The organism is Variovorax sp. 54 (assembly GCF_002754375.1).
GTDB lineage: Bacteria > Pseudomonadota > Gammaproteobacteria > Burkholderiales > Burkholderiaceae_C > Variovorax.
In genome coordinates, this window is the sequence record NZ_PEFF01000001.1 from 3,579,681 (window position 1) to 3,593,790 (window position 14,110).

At 69.1% G+C, this 14,110-nt stretch carries 13 protein-coding genes; 2 read left to right on the forward strand and 11 right to left on the reverse strand.

Features of this window, described 5'->3' with window-relative positions; translation table 11 throughout:
- Positions 1–7: 7 nt before the first annotated feature.
- Positions 8–766 (forward strand): sulfite exporter TauE/SafE family protein, encoded by a 759-nt coding sequence (locus tag CLU95_RS16645; protein WP_099794637.1) that lies wholly within the window; start codon positions 8–10, stop codon positions 764–766.
- A gap of 344 nt (positions 767–1,110) precedes the next feature.
- Here CLU95_RS16645 and CLU95_RS16650 read toward each other — a convergent pair whose 3' ends face one another.
- From CLU95_RS16650 to CLU95_RS16675, 5 genes are all read right to left on the reverse strand, one after another.
- The gene (locus CLU95_RS16650) at positions 1,111–2,622 is read right to left on the reverse strand and encodes a tripartite tricarboxylate transporter permease (protein ID WP_099794638.1); all 1,512 of its coding nucleotides are present in this window, start codon (positions 2,620–2,622) and stop codon (positions 1,111–1,113) included.
- A gap of 12 nt (positions 2,623–2,634) precedes the next feature.
- Positions 2,635–3,123, reverse strand: a complete 489-nt coding sequence (locus CLU95_RS16655) for a tripartite tricarboxylate transporter TctB family protein (protein ID WP_099794639.1) — start codon at positions 3,121–3,123, stop codon at positions 2,635–2,637.
- Between the two features lie 321 nt (positions 3,124–3,444).
- Positions 3,445–3,858: an RNA recognition motif domain-containing protein gene (locus CLU95_RS16665; protein ID WP_099794641.1), complete on the reverse strand. Its 414-nt coding sequence runs from the start codon at positions 3,856–3,858 to the stop codon at positions 3,445–3,447.
- 182 nt (positions 3,859–4,040) lie between these two features.
- Complete coding sequence (locus CLU95_RS16670; RefSeq protein ID WP_099794642.1) at positions 4,041–4,277, reverse strand: DUF3820 family protein; 237 nt, start codon at positions 4,275–4,277, stop codon at positions 4,041–4,043.
- Positions 4,278–4,284: 7 nt separating this feature from the next.
- Entirely contained in the window at positions 4,285–4,665 is a 381-nt protein-coding gene (locus CLU95_RS16675) for a translation initiation factor Sui1 (protein ID WP_099794643.1), read from the reverse strand.
- Positions 4,666–4,719: 54 nt separating this feature from the next.
- Here CLU95_RS16675 and CLU95_RS16680 point away from each other — a divergent pair, with 54 nt between their 5' ends.
- Complete coding sequence (locus tag CLU95_RS16680; protein ID WP_099794644.1) at positions 4,720–6,009, forward strand: DEAD/DEAH box helicase; 1,290 nt, start codon at positions 4,720–4,722, stop codon at positions 6,007–6,009.
- Here the strand turns inward: CLU95_RS16680 and CLU95_RS16685 are convergent.
- From CLU95_RS16685 to CLU95_RS16710, 6 genes are read right to left on the reverse strand one after another with little or no spacing between them, the layout of a single operon-like run.
- Positions 6,003–7,178: a S41 family peptidase gene (locus CLU95_RS16685; protein ID WP_099794645.1), complete on the reverse strand. Its 1,176-nt coding sequence runs from the start codon at positions 7,176–7,178 to the stop codon at positions 6,003–6,005. The genes CLU95_RS16680 and CLU95_RS16685 overlap by 7 nt on opposite strands.
- Before the next feature lie 49 nt (positions 7,179–7,227).
- Entirely contained in the window at positions 7,228–8,394 is a 1,167-nt protein-coding gene (locus CLU95_RS16690) for an acyl-CoA dehydrogenase family protein (RefSeq protein WP_099794646.1), read from the reverse strand.
- Positions 8,395–8,405: 11 nt separating this feature from the next.
- The gene (locus CLU95_RS16695; RefSeq protein WP_099794647.1) at positions 8,406–9,566 is read right to left on the reverse strand and encodes an acyl-CoA dehydrogenase family protein; all 1,161 of its coding nucleotides are present in this window, start codon (positions 9,564–9,566) and stop codon (positions 8,406–8,408) included.
- A gap of 36 nt (positions 9,567–9,602) precedes the next feature.
- A complete protein-coding gene (locus CLU95_RS16700) occupies positions 9,603–10,499 on the reverse strand; it encodes an SDR family oxidoreductase (protein ID WP_099794648.1) in 897 nt (298 codons plus the stop codon).
- Positions 10,500–10,530: 31 nt separating this feature from the next.
- On the reverse strand, positions 10,531–12,480 hold the full coding sequence (locus tag CLU95_RS16705; protein ID WP_099794649.1) for an acetyl/propionyl/methylcrotonyl-CoA carboxylase subunit alpha: 1,950 nt from the start codon (positions 12,478–12,480) through the stop codon (positions 10,531–10,533).
- On the reverse strand, positions 12,477–14,087 hold the full coding sequence (locus CLU95_RS16710; protein WP_099794650.1) for an acyl-CoA carboxylase subunit beta: 1,611 nt from the start codon (positions 14,085–14,087) through the stop codon (positions 12,477–12,479). Before CLU95_RS16710 ends, CLU95_RS16705 begins: the two co-directional genes overlap by 4 nt.
- Between the last annotated feature and the right edge of the window lie 23 nt (positions 14,088–14,110).

Below are 14,110 nucleotides of genomic sequence, written 5' to 3' on the forward strand. Positions count from 1 at the left end.
CGCCCGCATGGAAATGCTGGTGGTCACGGGCGCCTCACTGCTCGCGGGTTTTATCGATGCGATCGTGGGCGGCGGCGGGTTGATCCTGGTGCCGGCCCTCTTTGCGGTGTTTCCGGGCGCGCCGCCCGCCACGCTGCTGGGCACCAACAAGAGCGCGTCGATCTGGGGCACTGCGGCCTCGGCGGCCCAGTTCAGCCAGCGGGTGCAGATGCGCTGGAGCGCCATGTGGCCGGCTGCGCTGCTGGGCTTCGGCGGCTCGATGGTCGGCGCCTGGACCGTCACGGTCTTCCCGGGCGACTTCCTGCGCCGGGCGCTGCCGGTCATCCTGCTCGGCGTGCTGATCTACACGCTGGCGCGCAAGGACATGGGCCGGCTGCACGCGCCGCGCTTCAGCGGCCGCGCCGAGACCCTGGCGGCCAGCACCATCGGCCTGACCATCGGTTTCTACGACGGCTTCTTCGGGCCGGGCACGGGTAGCTTCCTGGTGTTTTTGTTCGTGCGCTGGATGGGCTACGACTTCCTCAACGCCTCGGCCTCGGCCAAGGTCATCAACACCCTGACCAACGCCGCCGCGCTGATCCTGCTGGCCGCCAAGGGCCACGTCTGGTGGCACTACGGGCTGGTGATGGCGGTCGCCAACGTGGCCGGCAGCCTGGTCGGCACGCGCGTGGCGCTGAAGCACGGGGCGGGCTTCGTGCGGATCGTGTTCATCGTGGTGGTGAGTGCGCTGATCCTGAAGACGGCCTACGACGCGTTCTTCAAGTGATCTTTGCGGGGACCGTCGTTCAGGGCGCGATCACGCCGACGGGGCACCTTGCTCCGCGAATGTCCTCCGGCCTGCGGCCTCCCCCTTAATTTCGCTGCGCAAGGCACCCCGCCGGCGCGATCGTCATCAGCCGAGGTTGTTGATCGGCCGCGAACCAGCAGCGTGCCCAGGTGCGCAGGGCACTGGGTGCTCCCCGCAGCGAAATTAAGGGGGAGGCCGCAGGCCGGAGGACATTCGCGGAGGGGAGTACCCGGTGTCCTGTGCACGCGCCCCGAACGCACTTATCCGAAAAAACAAAAAAAGCCCCACACGGGGGCTTTCTTGCAGGCGAGCGAAAGGAACCGTCAGTCCTCGACAAACGCCTCTTCGCGCTTCGCCTTGATCGCCGGCAGCAGCACGATGGCCAGCAGCAGCGCCGCGGCGATCAGCAGGCCCGCCGACAGCGGCCGCGTGACGAACACGCTCCACGCGCCGCGCGACAGCAGCAGCGCGCGCCGCAGGTTCTCTTCCATCATCGGCCCGAGGATGAAGCCCAGCAGCAGCGGGGCCGGCTCGGTGCGCAGCTTCAGGAACAGGTAACCGATGAAGCCGAAGATCGCCACCATCCACACGTCGAAGGTGTTGTTGTTGGTCGAGTACACGCCGATCGCGCAGAACAGCACGATGGCCGGGAACAGGAACTTGTAGGGCACCGTCAGCAGCTTGATCCACATGCCGATCAGCGGCAGGTTCAGGATGATCAGCATCGCGTTGCCGATCCACATCGAGGCGATCAGGCCCCAGAACAGCTCGGGGTTGCTGGTCATCACCTGCGGGCCCGGCTGGATGTTGTGGATCGTCATCGCGCCCACCATCAGCGCCATCACCGCGTTGGGCGGAATGCCCAGCGTCAGCAGCGGAATGAAGGAGGTCTGCGCGCCGGCGTTGTTGGCCGACTCGGGCGATGCCACGCCGCGGATGTTGCCCTTGCCGAAGGGCACTTCGCCCGGACGCATCTTGATCTTCTTCTCCAGCGCGTAGGCCGCAAAGGCCGCCAGCAGCGCGCCACCGCCCGGCAGGATGCCCAGGGCCGAGCCCAGCGCCGTGCCGCGCAGCACGGCGGGCGTCATGCGCTTGAAGTCGTCCTTGGTGGGCCACAGGCCCTTGACCTTGTGCGTGAACACCTCGCGCTCGTCATCGGGCTGCGAGAGGTTGCCGATGATTTCGCCGTAGCCGAACACGCCCATGGCGATCACCACGAAACCGATGCCGTCGGTGAGCTCGGGAATGTCGAAGCTGAAGCGCGCGACACCCGAATTCACGTCGGTGCCGACGATGCCCAACAGCAGGCCCAGCACGATCATCGCCACCGCCTTGAGCAGCGAGCCCGAGGCCAGCACCACGGCGCCGATCAGGCCCAGCACCATCAGCGAGAAATACTCGGCCGGGCCGAACTTGAAGGCCAGCTCGGTCAGCGGCGGCGCGAAGGCGGCCAGGATCAGCGTGCCCACGCAGCCCGCGAAGAACGAGCCCAGGCCCGCCGCAGCGAGCGCAGGGCCTGCGCGGCCCTGCCTTGCCATCTGGTAGCCGTCGATACAGGTGACCACCGAGGACGACTCCCCGGGCAGGTTCACCAGGATGGCCGTGGTCGAGCCGCCGTACTGGGCGCCGTAGTAGATGCCGGCCAGCATGATCAGCGCCGACACGGGCGGCAGCGCGTAGGTGGCGGGCAGCAGCATCGCGATCGTCGCGACGGGGCCGATGCCCGGCAGCACGCCGATCAGCGTGCCCAGGATGCAGCCCAGCAGGCAATACAGCAGGTTGGTGAAGGTGAAGGCAACGCCGAAACCAATGGAAAGGTTGTGGATCAGGTCCATGGTGCGTGCTCCTCAGCCCGAGATGAAAGTGGGCCAGACCTGGATCTGGAGCTTGAGCGCCCAGATGAAGGCCACATAGCTGCCGGCCGCCAGGATGGTGGAGAGCACCAGCACGTCGCGCAGCTTGAAGTGTTCGCCGGCCATGCTCGAGATGATCGTCAGCGCGTAGATCGCGATGATCATGCCCATTGCCGGCAGCCCGACGCTGGGCAGGCCGCCCAGCAGCACGCCGAAGGCCAGGTTGGCGCCAAGCACGAAGGCCAGCGGCTTCCAGGCCCATTTGCCGATCTTGTCGCCGTCGGCGCTCTCGACCACCATGGCCTGGAACATGATCAGCCCGCCCAGCAGCGCCAGCAGGATGCCCAGCATCAGCGGGAAGTACCCCGGCCCCATGCGGGCGCCGTCGCCGATGGTGTAGGTGGTGGCGCCGATGGCGAACGCGCCACCGACGGCGGCGAACATGACTCCTGAGAAGAAGTCCGCCTGTCTCTTGATTTTCATTCTCTCGACCCTCTGTTTTCGAAGGGACGAGGGTCGTCGCCAGCGGCTGACCATTGGCTGACCGCCACGGTACGGACAAATGCTTACAAGGGTAAGTACTGACTTAGCACTGGCTCTCCTTCAGGCTTCGCGACACTTCGTGTCGTTACGCCAACCTCCCGCCGGGGGGCAACACCAACGGCCCGGCAAAGCCGGTTCCGAGGTGTTCCACGAAGGGATTCATGGGAGTGGGGCGATGGGCGCCAGAAACGAAAAAAGCTCCCGAAGGAGCTTTTTATTCATTCAGAGCGCCGAGGCGCTCATGAGTGTGTGGGGGAGGGCTTAGTAGCCGCCGCGGCCACCGCCGCCGCCGCCGTAACCACCACCGCCGCCACCGCTGCGGCCACCACCGCCGCCGCCGCCGTAACCGCCGCCGCCGCCACCACCGTAGCCGCCGCCGCCACCACCGCCGTAGCCGCCACCACCGCCGGTGCGGGGGGGACGTGCTTCCATCGGACGGGCTTCGTTCACCGTCAGGGCGCGGCCCTGCAGCGATGCGCCGTTCATGCCTTCGACTGCAGCGAGTGCTTCAGCGTCGGTGCCCATTTCGACAAAGCCGAAGCCCTTCGAACGGCCGGTGTCACGTTCCATCATGACCTTGGCGCTGACGATCGTGCCGAATTCGCCGAAAGACTGTTCCAGGTCGTTGTCACGCACGGAGTAGGCGAGGTTGCCCACGTAAAGTTTCTTGCCCATGGAGGGACTCCTAATTCAAACCAAAAAAACACAAAGCGATGGAGTCCCAGAATCACAACAAACTAATGCGCTGTGGCGCGAAACTGACCGATCACCAAATTACGTGCACGGGAGCCGAGGCTCGCAGACACGTGAGCCGGATTATCCGGCCCGATTCCAAAAAAAAGGGGGGAATTTTTGTGTTATCGAGAAACATTCCGGCCCGGCGGGCGGTTTCGCAACGGTTTGAGCAGGTCGGACAGGCCGTTGTGGTCTATTTCATGCATCAAAGCGAGCAGCCGGCCGATTTCTCCCGAGGGAAAACCCTCGCGCGCAAACCAGGTCAGGTAATTTCCGGGCAAATCGGCGATCAGCGTGCCCTTGTGCTTGCCAAAAGGCATTTGAAGCGTCACCAGGCGCTGCAGGTCTTCGGGGTTCATGCGCTGCTCAGCCTCCCGCGCGCTTGACCGTGTGGCCCTGCTTCACGAGGGCGGCGATCACCACCTCGCGGTGATCGCCCTGGATCTCGACGGTGCCGTCCTTCACCGTGCCGCCGGTGCCGCAGGCCGCTTTGAGCTGCTTGCCCACGGCCGCCAGCGCCGCCGCGTCGAGCGGCAGGCCCTTGACGACGGTCACGCCCTTGCCCTTTCGGCCCTTGGTCTCGTGCGATACGCGGACAATGCCGTCCGTGGCCGCCGTTTGCGCCTTCGCGAGTTCCTTGCAGCGGCATTGCGCCACCGGGGCGCCGCAGTCGGGGCACATGCGCCCGCCCGCCTCGGTGGAGTACACCAGCGTGCTGCCGGTGCGTTGGTTCTTCATCGTTCCCATGCGATCCGTCTTTCGTCTTTCTTTCGATCTCTCTTTTTTCCCGGTGCCCGTTCCATGCCATTCGATACCCTGGGCCTGACCCCCGCGCTCGCGCAAGCGGCCGCCGCGAGCGGCTTTGCCGCGCCGACCGCCATCCAGGCGGCGGCCATCCCTGCAATTTTGCAGGGCCGCGACCTGCGGGGCTCGGCACAGACCGGCTCCGGCAAGACGGCCGCATTTTCCCTGCCGCTGCTGCAGCGCCTGGCCGCCGAGCCTGCGTCGTCCACCTCGTCCACCGCGCGCCGGCTGCGTGCGCTGGTGCTCGTGCCCACGCGCGAACTCGCGGCCCAGGTCGGCGAGACGCTGGAAGACTTCGCCCGCCACCTGCCCGAGCGCCTGAAGATCGTCGTCGCGGTCGGCGGCGTCTCGATCAACCCGCAAATGATGCGCCTGCGCGGCGGCGCCGACATCGTGATCGCCACGCCGGGCCGGCTGCTCGACCTGGTGGAGCACAACGCGCTCGCGCTCGACGCCGTGTCGATGCTCGTGCTCGACGAGGCCGACCGCCTGTTCGACCTGGGCTTTGCCGAGGAGCTGGGCCGCATCCTCGCGCTGCTGCCGAAGCAGCGCCAGAACCTGCTGTTCTCCGCCACCTTCCCCACGGCCATCCAGGCGCTGGCCGACGCCGTGCTGCGCGACCCGGTGCTGGTCGATGTGCAGGGCGAGCCCGGCACGGCGCCCGACATCGTGCAGCGCGCCATCGAGGTCGACGCCAACCGCCGCACCCAGCTGCTGCGCCAGTTGCTGAAAGAGAACGAAGGCACGTGGGACCGCGTGCTCGTCTTCGTCGCCACGCAGCACGCGGCGCAGACTGTGGCCGAGAAGCTCTACAAGAACGGCATCTACGCCGTGCCCTTCCACGGCGACATTGCGCAGGGCACGCGCAGCGACATCCTGGCGCAGTTCAAGCAGAGCCGCTGGGACGTGGTGATCGCCACCGACCTTGCCGCGCGCGGCCTGGACATTGCCCAGCTGCCCGTGGTCATCAACTACGACCTGCCGCGCTCGCCGACCGACTACATCCACCGCATCGGCCGCACCGGCCGCGCGGGCGCGAGCGGGCTGGCGATCAGCTTCGTGAGCGCTGCGACCGAGGCGCACTTCCGCCTGATCGAGAAGCGCCAGGGCCTGCGCGTGCCGCGCGAGCGCATCGAGGGCTTCGAGCCGACCGAGGTCGCGCCGACGGTGGTCGACACCTCGGGCAACGGCGGCATCAAGGGCACACGGCCGAGCAAGAAGGACAAGCTGCGCGCGGCGGTGGCGAAGGCCGCCGAAACCTCAACGCCGCCGAAGACAGATCACTGAAGCTTCGTGCGCAGCTCGGCAACGGCCTCGTCGAGCTCGCGCTGAAAGTCCACGGCCTCCACGAGCCGGTCGGGCGTGATGCCGATCTTGTCCAGCGTTTCACCCGACGGCGGAAACCAGTACGCGGAGGTGTAGCGCACCGCGCGTTCAGGGCCCAGCGGCGTGACGGTCTGGATGCTCGTGCGGCCGAAGGTCTTGCGGCCCACGATGCGCGCGCGGCGGTGGTCGCGCAAGGCCGCCGTCACGATCTCCGCGCCGGACGCCGTGCCCTCGTCGACGAGCACGACCAGCGGAAGCGTCCGGATCTCCGGCGGCACCGCCGCGAACGGGTCTGTGTTGCGCGCGTAGTAGGGCGGGTCGGACAGGTAGACGGAGTTCGATTCGAGGCGGCGGCCCTGGGTCTTCACCACCACCGTGCGGCGGGCCGGCAGGAACAGCGCCGCGACGCCGACCGCGGTATCGAGCCGCCCGCCCGGGTTGCGCCGCAGATCGAGCACCACCCCCTTGAACGGCTGCCGGCGCCATTGGGCTTCGAGTTCGCGGGCGACCTGGTCCAGCGTGTTGTCCTTGAAGGCGGTGATGCGAAGCACCGCGATGCCTGGCGCCGCCGTCGACACGCGCACGATCGCGCCCTGTACGTTCTGTCGCTCCACCTTGAACTCGTGGGGTGCCTCGACGCCCGGGCGCCGCATCGTCAGCGCCACGCTGCTGCCGAGCGGGCCGCGCAGCATCTTGAACGCGAGGGTGAGGTTGCCCTTGATGGGCGTGCCGTCGATGGCGAGCAGCACGTCGTTGGGGCGAATGCCGGCCTTCTCGGCCGGACTGTCCACGATGGGCGAGATCACGGCGACTTCGCCGTTGCGCGCGATCATCTCCAGCCCCACGGCCCCGCCCGTGTAGTTCGCCGGCGGTGCCAGGTCGGCCAGGTCTTCCTTCATGAGGAACTGCCCGCCCTCGGGGTCGATCTCGCGGACCATGCCGCGCAAGGCCGCCTGAAGAATCTCTTCGCCGCTGAGCGGCTTCACGTACGCGTCGCGCAGCAGCTGGTAGGTGGCGGCCAGCGACTGCAGGTCTTCCCGCGGCATCGGTTCGCGCGCGGGCTGGTCTTGTGCGAGGGCGACGGTGCAGAAGGTGGCGGCCAGTGCCGCGAGGCCGTGTCGGAGGTTCATGTGGCGTCGGTGAGGGTGAAGGGCCCGCCGATGGTAAACAGGCGCGCCGCTACACCCACCCCAGCTGCCGCGCCGCCAGCTCCTTCATGATCTCTTCGGCCCCGCCGCCGATCATCATCACCTTGACCTCGCGGTAGACGCGCTCGCTCACCGTGCCGCGCATGAAGCCCATGCCGCCGAGGATCTGCACGGCCTGGTCGGCGCAGAACTGCATGGTCTGCGTGGCGTGGTTCTTGAGCAGGCAGACCTGTGCCACCCACTCGGGCGCGTTGATGCGGCCCGCTGCTTCGTGGGCGTCGCCCTCGGCGGACACGGCCTCGAGCCAGGCTTCGGTCGAGGCGATGCGCATCTGCATGTCGACCAGCTTGTGGCGCACCGCCTGGTGCTCGATGAGCGCGGCGCCGAAGGTCTTGCGCTCGCGCGACCAGGCCAGCGCCTCGTCGAGGCAGGCCTGCGCAAAGCCCAGCGCGCCGGCCGCGAGCCCGACGCGCTCGCCGTTGAAGTTGCCCATGACCATGCGAAAACCCGCGCCCTCTTCGCCGAGCAGGTAGCGTGCGGGCACGCGCACGTTGTCGAAGTGCAGCGTGGCGGTGTCGGAGCACAGCCAACCCATCTTCGCGAGCCGCGTGCGCGAAAGGCCGGGCGCGTCGCCGGGCACCAGCAGCATCGAGAGCCCACCCGCGCCGCGGCCTTCGCCGGTGCGCACGGCCACGGTGATCCAGTCGGCGCGCATGCCCGAGGTGATGAAGGTCTTCTCGCCGTTGAGCACGTAGTGGTCGCCATCGCGCTTGGCTGTGGTGCGCACTGCGGCCACGTCGGAGCCGCCGCCGGGTTCGGTGATCGCGAGCGCGGCGATCTTCTCGCCGCGCAGCACCGCGGGCACAACCTCGTGGCGCACGGCGTCGCTTGCGTGCAGCACCACGGGCGGGAGGCCGATGTTGTGCGAGAACAGGCTCGCGAGCACGCCGCCACTCTGGCCGTGGCGCGCGAGCGCGACCCAAGCCGGCAGCTTCAGCGCATAGGAGGCGAGTGTGCCGCCGAGTGCTTCCGGGTAGCCCAGGCCCAGCAGGCCCAGTTCGGCCGCGCGGGCATACAGCGCGCGCGGAAATTCGCCGGCCTCGTCCCAGGCCTGCACGTTGGGTGCGATCTCGGCCTGGGCGAAGCGCCGCACCGTGTCGGCGAGCGCCGCGCGGTCGGCCTGCAGTTCCGCGTCCATGGTGTGCCCGGTCAGCCGCGCGGCGGGCGCTTGGCGATGCCCATGGTCTTGGCGAGGATGCCGAGCATCACCTCGTCGGCGCCGCCACCGATGGAGCCCAGGCGGCCGTCGCGGTACAGGCGCGCCACGCGGTTCTCCAGCGTGAAGCCCATGCCGCCCCAGAACTGCAGACAGGTGTCGGCCACCTGGCGCGTGAGGCGGCCGGTCTTGAGCTTGGCCATCGACGCGAGTTCGAGCACGTCCTCGCCCTTCACATGCAGGTCGCAGGCGCGGTAGGTGAGGGCGCGCAGCGCTTCCACCTCGGTCTTGAGTTCGGCCAGCTTGAACTGCACCCACTGCTGGTCGGCCAGCGTGGCGCCGAACATCTGGCGCTGCTGCGCCCATTCGATGGTCTGCTGGATGCAGTCGTCCATCGGCGCGAGCGAACTGGCGGCGCACCACAGCCGCTCTTCCTGGAACTGCTGCATCTGGTAGACGAAGCCCTGGCCCTCTTCGCCGATGCGGTAGCGCTGCGGCACGCGCACGTTGTCGAAGTAGATGAGGCCGGTGTCGCTCGAGTCCATGCCGATCTTGCGGATCTTCTTGGCCTTCTCGATGCCGGGCAGGTTCATCGGCACCATCACGAGCGACTTGTTGCGGTGCACGGGCCCGTCGCTGGTGTTGACCAGCATGCACATCCAGTCGGCCTGCAGGCTGTTGGTGATCCACATCTTCTGGCCGCTGATGAGGTAGTCGTCGCCGTCCTTGCGCGCGTGGGTCTTCAGGCCCGCCACGTCGCTGCCCGCGCCGGGCTCGCTCACGCCGATGCAACCGACCGTGTCGCCCGCGATGGCGGGCACCAGGAACTCACGGCGCAGCTCGTCGCTGCCGAAGCGCGCGAGCGCGGGCGTGCACATGTCGGTCTGCACGCCGATGGCCATCGGCACGCCGCCGCAGCTGATGTGGCCCAGCCCCTCGGCGAAGGCCATGGCATACGAATAGTCGAGCCCGGCGCCGCCGAAGGCCTCGGGCTTGTTCAGGCCCAGCAGGCCGAGGTTGCCGAGCTTCTTGAAGACCTCGTGCGCGGGAAAGATCTCGGCCTCTTCCCATTCGTCGACATGGGGATTGATCTCCTCGTCGATGAATCGGCGCAGGGTGTTCTGCATCTCGAGGTGTTCATGGGTGTACTGCATCACTGGTCTCCGTTGGTCCGTTCGTTCGATCGCTCGTTACTTGTCCTGGAACACGCGCGGTGTCTGCGCGAGGTGAAAGCCGTCATAGGGCCGCACCGCGGGGCGCTGCTGCGCCTGCGCGTCGGGCAGTTCCATCGGCCAGCCCATGCGTGCCTGCGGGCGCGCGCCGTCCACGCGCAGCACGGTGCCGCTGATGAAGGCGGCGGCCGGGCTCAGCAGGAAGGCGATGGCGGCGGAGGTCTCGGCCTCGTTGCCGAAGCGGCCCGCGGGCACGGTCTTGCGCATGGCGCGCAGCATGTCGCCGGCCTCGGACGGGTAGTGGTCCATGCCGCTGGAGGCGATGTAGCCCGGCGCCACCGCGTTCACGCGCACGCCGCTCACGGCCCATTCGGCGGCGGCGGTCTCGGTGAAGCTCACCATGCCGGCGCGCGCGGCGCCGCTGTGGCCCATGTTCGGCATCGACCCCCAGATGTCGGCCACGATGTTGACGATGGCGCCGCCGTGGGCCTGCATGCTCTGCACGTAGCACTCGCGCGCCACCAGGAAGCCGCCCGTGAGGTTGGTGTGGATCACCGCCTCCCAGCCCTTGGCCGAGATGGCGGCCAGCGGCGTGATGTACTGGCCGCCCGCGTTGTTGACCAGCCCGTCGATGCGGCCATGCGCCGCGACGATGGCCTTCACCGCCTCGCGCACGGCGTCTTCCTGGCGGATGTCGAAGGCCTGCGTGCTGGCGTTGCCGCCGGCCGCTTCGATCTCGGCGCGCACCGCGTCGAGCTTCTCGGGCTTGCGTCCGACCAGCACCACGTGGGCGCCGAGCGCGGCCAGTTCGTGCGCGGTGCAGCGGCCGATGCCCGAGCCGCCGCCGGTGACGACGATGCATTGCCCGCCGAACAGGGCGGGCGCGAAGACGGAGCGGTAGTGGGGTGCGTTCATGGGGAAGTGCTCTGGCAAGTGAAGGAGGCCATCAGGCCTCGGCGATCTCGGCCACGATGTGGCGCGCAGCGACCTGCGCACCCACGGCCACATGCAGTGCCGCGACGCGGCCCGCGCGGGGTGCGCAATGCACGTGTTCCATCTTCATGGCCTCGAGCGTGACCAGTGGCTGGCCCGCCGCGACGGTGTCGCCCTCGGCAGCCAGCAGCGCGACCACGCGGCCGTTCATCGACGCGCGCAGCAGGCCGTCGCCGCCGCCTGCGTCGGCGCGCGCCACGGCCACGTGCGTGAGGTCGTCGAGGCGGAAGGCGCGGCCGTCGAAATGGAAGTCGACGCGTTCGGCGCACCGCACGACCCGCGTCTGCGCGGCCACGCCATCGCAGGCGAAGCGCAGCAGGCCGTCGTCCGACAGCGCCAGCAAGGCGAGCGACACGGGCGCGGCGTCGTCCAGCACGACCTCGAAGCGCGCCGCGCCGCGCGGCGTCACGCGGGCCGAGTGCACGGCGCCGTCGAGCGCGAAGCGCAGCGCGTTGGGCAGCGTGTGCGCCAGCGGTGAGGGCCAGCCGCGCGCGCCGGTCTGCAGCAGCAAGGCCGCGAGCAGGGCGGCGCGCGTGTCGGCCGCAACGTCGGCGGCGAGCAGGGCGTCGAGGTGGTCGCCGATGAACGCGGTGGTCGCCTCGCCGTTGGCGAACACCGGGTGCGCGAGCGCGCGCTGCAGCAGCGCCTGGTTGGTCGGCAGGCCGAGTGCGACCGTGTCGCGCAGGCCCGCCAGCAGCCGCTGCCGCGCTTCGTCGCGCGTGCGGCCCGAGGCGATGAGCTTGGCGACCATCGAGTCGTAGAAGGGCGGCACTTCGGCGCCGTCGCGCAATGCGTGCTCGGTGCGCAGCGCGGGTGACGTGCGCCATGCGCTCAGCGTGCCGCTTTGCGGCAGGAAGCCCTGCTGCGGGTCTTCGGCACACAGCCGCACCTCGATCGCGTGGCCGGCGATGCGCACGTCGTCCTGCGTCAACGGCAGCGGCTCGCCGGCGGCCACGCGCAGCTGCAGCTCGACGAGGTCGAGGCCCGTCACCGCTTCGGTCACGGGGTGCTCCACCTGCAGCCGCGTGTTCATTTCCATGAACCAGTACTGGCCCTGTGCGTCGAGCAGGAACTCGAGCGTGCCCGCGCCTTCGTAGGCGATGGCCTTCGCGGCGGCCACGGCGGTGGCGCCCATGCGCGCGCGCAGCGCGGCATCGACGGCCGGCGAGGGCGCTTCCTCGATCACCTTCTGGTGGCGCCGCTGCACCGAACAGTCGCGCTCGCCGAGGTGGATCGCGTGGCCGTGCCGGTCGGCAAACACCTGGATCTCGATGTGGCGCGGCGCGACGATGGCGCGCTCCAGAATCACGGTGGCGTCGCCGAAGGCATGGAGCGCTTCGGACTGCGCACTCTGCAGCTGCTCGGCGAAGGCGCCGGCCGAAGCCACGAGCCGCATGCCGCGCCCGCCGCCGCCGGCGGTCGCCTTGATCATCACGGGCCAGCCGATGCGTTCGGCCTCGGCGGCCAGCGTGGCGGTGCTCTGATCGTCGCCCTGGTAGCCCGGAATGCACGGCACGCCGGCGGCCTGCATCAGCCGTTTGGCGCCGGCCTTGTCGCCCATCGCGACGATGGCCTCGGGCGACGGACCGATGAAGACGAACCCCGCGTCGCGACAGGCCTGCGCGAACGCGGCGTTCTCGGCGAGGAAGCCGTAGCCCGGATGCACCGCGTCGGCGCCGCTGGCGCGGGCCGCGGCAATGATCGATTCGATGGCCAGGTAGCTCTGCGCGGGCAGCGGCTCGCCGATGCACACCGACTCGTCGGCCTGGCGCACGTGCTCGGCGTCTGCATCCGCGCGGGAGTACACGGCGACCGTGCGGTAGCCCATGGCGCGCGCGGTGCGCATCACGCGCACGGCAATCTCGCCGCGGTTGGCGATCAGGATCTTCTGGAATGCGCTCATGGCCGTGCCACCGAAAACTGCATGGGTTGCGGCGCGCGCGCCTCGGCGTCGCGGCAGATCGAGAGCGCCTCGGCCAGCACGGCGCGCGTGTCGCGCGGGTCGATCACGCCGTCGTCGAGCAGCAGCGCGCTGGTGGTGAAGACGCTCATCTGGCGGTCGAAGCGCTCGACGATCTGGCGCTGCATCGCGTCGATCTTGTCGCGGTCGACGGCACCCTTTCGCGCCATGCCCGCTTCCATCACGATGGCCATGGTCTGCGCGGCCTGCTCGCCGCCCATCACGGCGGTGCGTGCGTTGGGCCACGAGAAGCAGAAGCGCGGCGCAAAGCCGCGCCCGCACATGCCGTAGTTGCCCGCGCCGTACGAGGCGCCGCAGTGCAGCGTGATCTGCGGCACGTTGGCGTTGGTCACGGCCTGGATCATCTTGGCGCCGTGCTTGATGATGCCGGCCTCCTCGTGCGCACGGCCCACCATGTAGCCCGTGATGTTCTGCAGGTAGACGATGGGCGTGCGCGACTGGCAGCAGGCCTGGATGAAGTGCGTGGCCTTGGTGGCGCCGTCGGAATCGATGGGGCCGTTGTTGGTGATGATGCCCACCGCATGGCCTTCGAGGCGGATGTGGCCGCAGACGGTGGCGCTGCCGTAGTGCTCGCTGAAGGCCAGGAACTCGGAGCCGTCGGCAATGCGCGCGATGACCTCGCGCATGTCCACCGGCCGTCGGCCGTCGGCGGGCATGAGGCCCATCAGTTCCTCGGCGTCGTGGCGCGGCGGGGCAAAGGCGCGCGGTGCTTCTTCGCGCGCCCAGTCGATGCCGCCGAGGATGGCGCGTGCGATGCGCAGCGCGTCGCGGTCGTCCTCGGCCAGGTAGTCGCCCAGGCCCGAGATGTGGGTGTGCATGACGGCGCCGCCCAGTTCTTCCTCGGTGGCGATCTCGCCGGTGGCGGCCTTCAGGAGCGGCGGCCCGGCCAGGAAGGCCCGCGTGCGGTCGCGCACCATCACGATGTAGTCCGACAGGCCCGTCTGGTAGGCGCCGCCCGCGGTCGACGAGCCGTGCGTCACCGTCACCACCGGCAGCCCCGCGGCCGAGAGCCGCGCGAGGTTGCGGAAGATGTTGCCGCCGCGCACGAAGTCCTGCACGCGGTACTGCATGAGGTTGGCGCCCGCGCTTTCCACCAGCTGGATGAAGGGCAGCTTGTTCTCCAGCGCGATCTCGTGCAGCCGCAGCTGCTTGTCCAGCCCCATGGGCTGCAGCGCGCCGGCGTCGATGCCGGAATCGGAGGCGCTGATCATGCAGCGCACGCCCGCCACGCGGCCGATGCCGGCGATCAGGCCGCCGCCGGGCACGCTCTTGGTGAGGTCGGGGTTGTCCTGGCCCAGGCCCGCGAGCGTGGCCAGCGGCAGGAAGGGCGCACCGGTGTCGAGCAGCAGGGCGAGGCGTTCGCGCGGCAGCAACTGGCCGCGCTTGGCGAAGCGCTCGGCCGAGGCGCTGGAGGCGGCCACGGCGCGGGCTTCGTGCGACCGGACCTGGTCCAGCAGCGACAGCATGCTCGCGCGGTTGGCCTGGTAGGTGTCGGCGGCGGTCTGCAGCCGGGAGTCGAGAAAGGGCATGGGGGTCTGTGCGAAGCGCAACG

Bases quoted from the DNA above. Each gene is read 5' to 3' on its own strand.
- CLU95_RS16655 (WP_099794639.1), bottom strand. From the start codon at position 3,123: ATGAAAATCAAGAGACAGGCGGACTTCTTCTCAGGAGTCATGTTCGCC.
- CLU95_RS16705 (WP_099794649.1), bottom strand. From the start codon at position 12,480: ATGAGCGCATTCCAGAAGATCCTGATCGCCAACCGCGGCGAGATTGCC.
- CLU95_RS16645 (WP_099794637.1), top strand. From the start codon at position 8: ATGGAAATGCTGGTGGTCACGGGCGCCTCACTGCTCGCGGGTTTTATC.
- CLU95_RS16650 (WP_099794638.1), bottom strand. From the start codon at position 2,622: ATGGACCTGATCCACAACCTTTCCATTGGTTTCGGCGTTGCCTTCACC.
- CLU95_RS16680 (WP_099794644.1), top strand. From the start codon at position 4,720: ATGCCATTCGATACCCTGGGCCTGACCCCCGCGCTCGCGCAAGCGGCC.
- CLU95_RS16690 (WP_099794646.1), bottom strand. From the start codon at position 8,394: ATGGACGCGGAACTGCAGGCCGACCGCGCGGCGCTCGCCGACACGGTG.
- CLU95_RS16695 (WP_099794647.1), bottom strand. From the start codon at position 9,566: ATGCAGTACACCCATGAACACCTCGAGATGCAGAACACCCTGCGCCGA.
- CLU95_RS16700 (WP_099794648.1), bottom strand. From the start codon at position 10,499: ATGAACGCACCCCACTACCGCTCCGTCTTCGCGCCCGCCCTGTTCGGC.
- CLU95_RS16675 (WP_099794643.1), bottom strand. From the start codon at position 4,665: ATGGGAACGATGAAGAACCAACGCACCGGCAGCACGCTGGTGTACTCC.
- CLU95_RS16665 (WP_099794641.1), bottom strand. From the start codon at position 3,858: ATGGGCAAGAAACTTTACGTGGGCAACCTCGCCTACTCCGTGCGTGAC.
- CLU95_RS16710 (WP_099794650.1), bottom strand. From the start codon at position 14,087: ATGCCCTTTCTCGACTCCCGGCTGCAGACCGCCGCCGACACCTACCAG.
- CLU95_RS16670 (WP_099794642.1), bottom strand. From the start codon at position 4,277: ATGAACCCCGAAGACCTGCAGCGCCTGGTGACGCTTCAAATGCCTTTT.
- CLU95_RS16685 (WP_099794645.1), bottom strand. From the start codon at position 7,178: ATGAACCTCCGACACGGCCTCGCGGCACTGGCCGCCACCTTCTGCACC.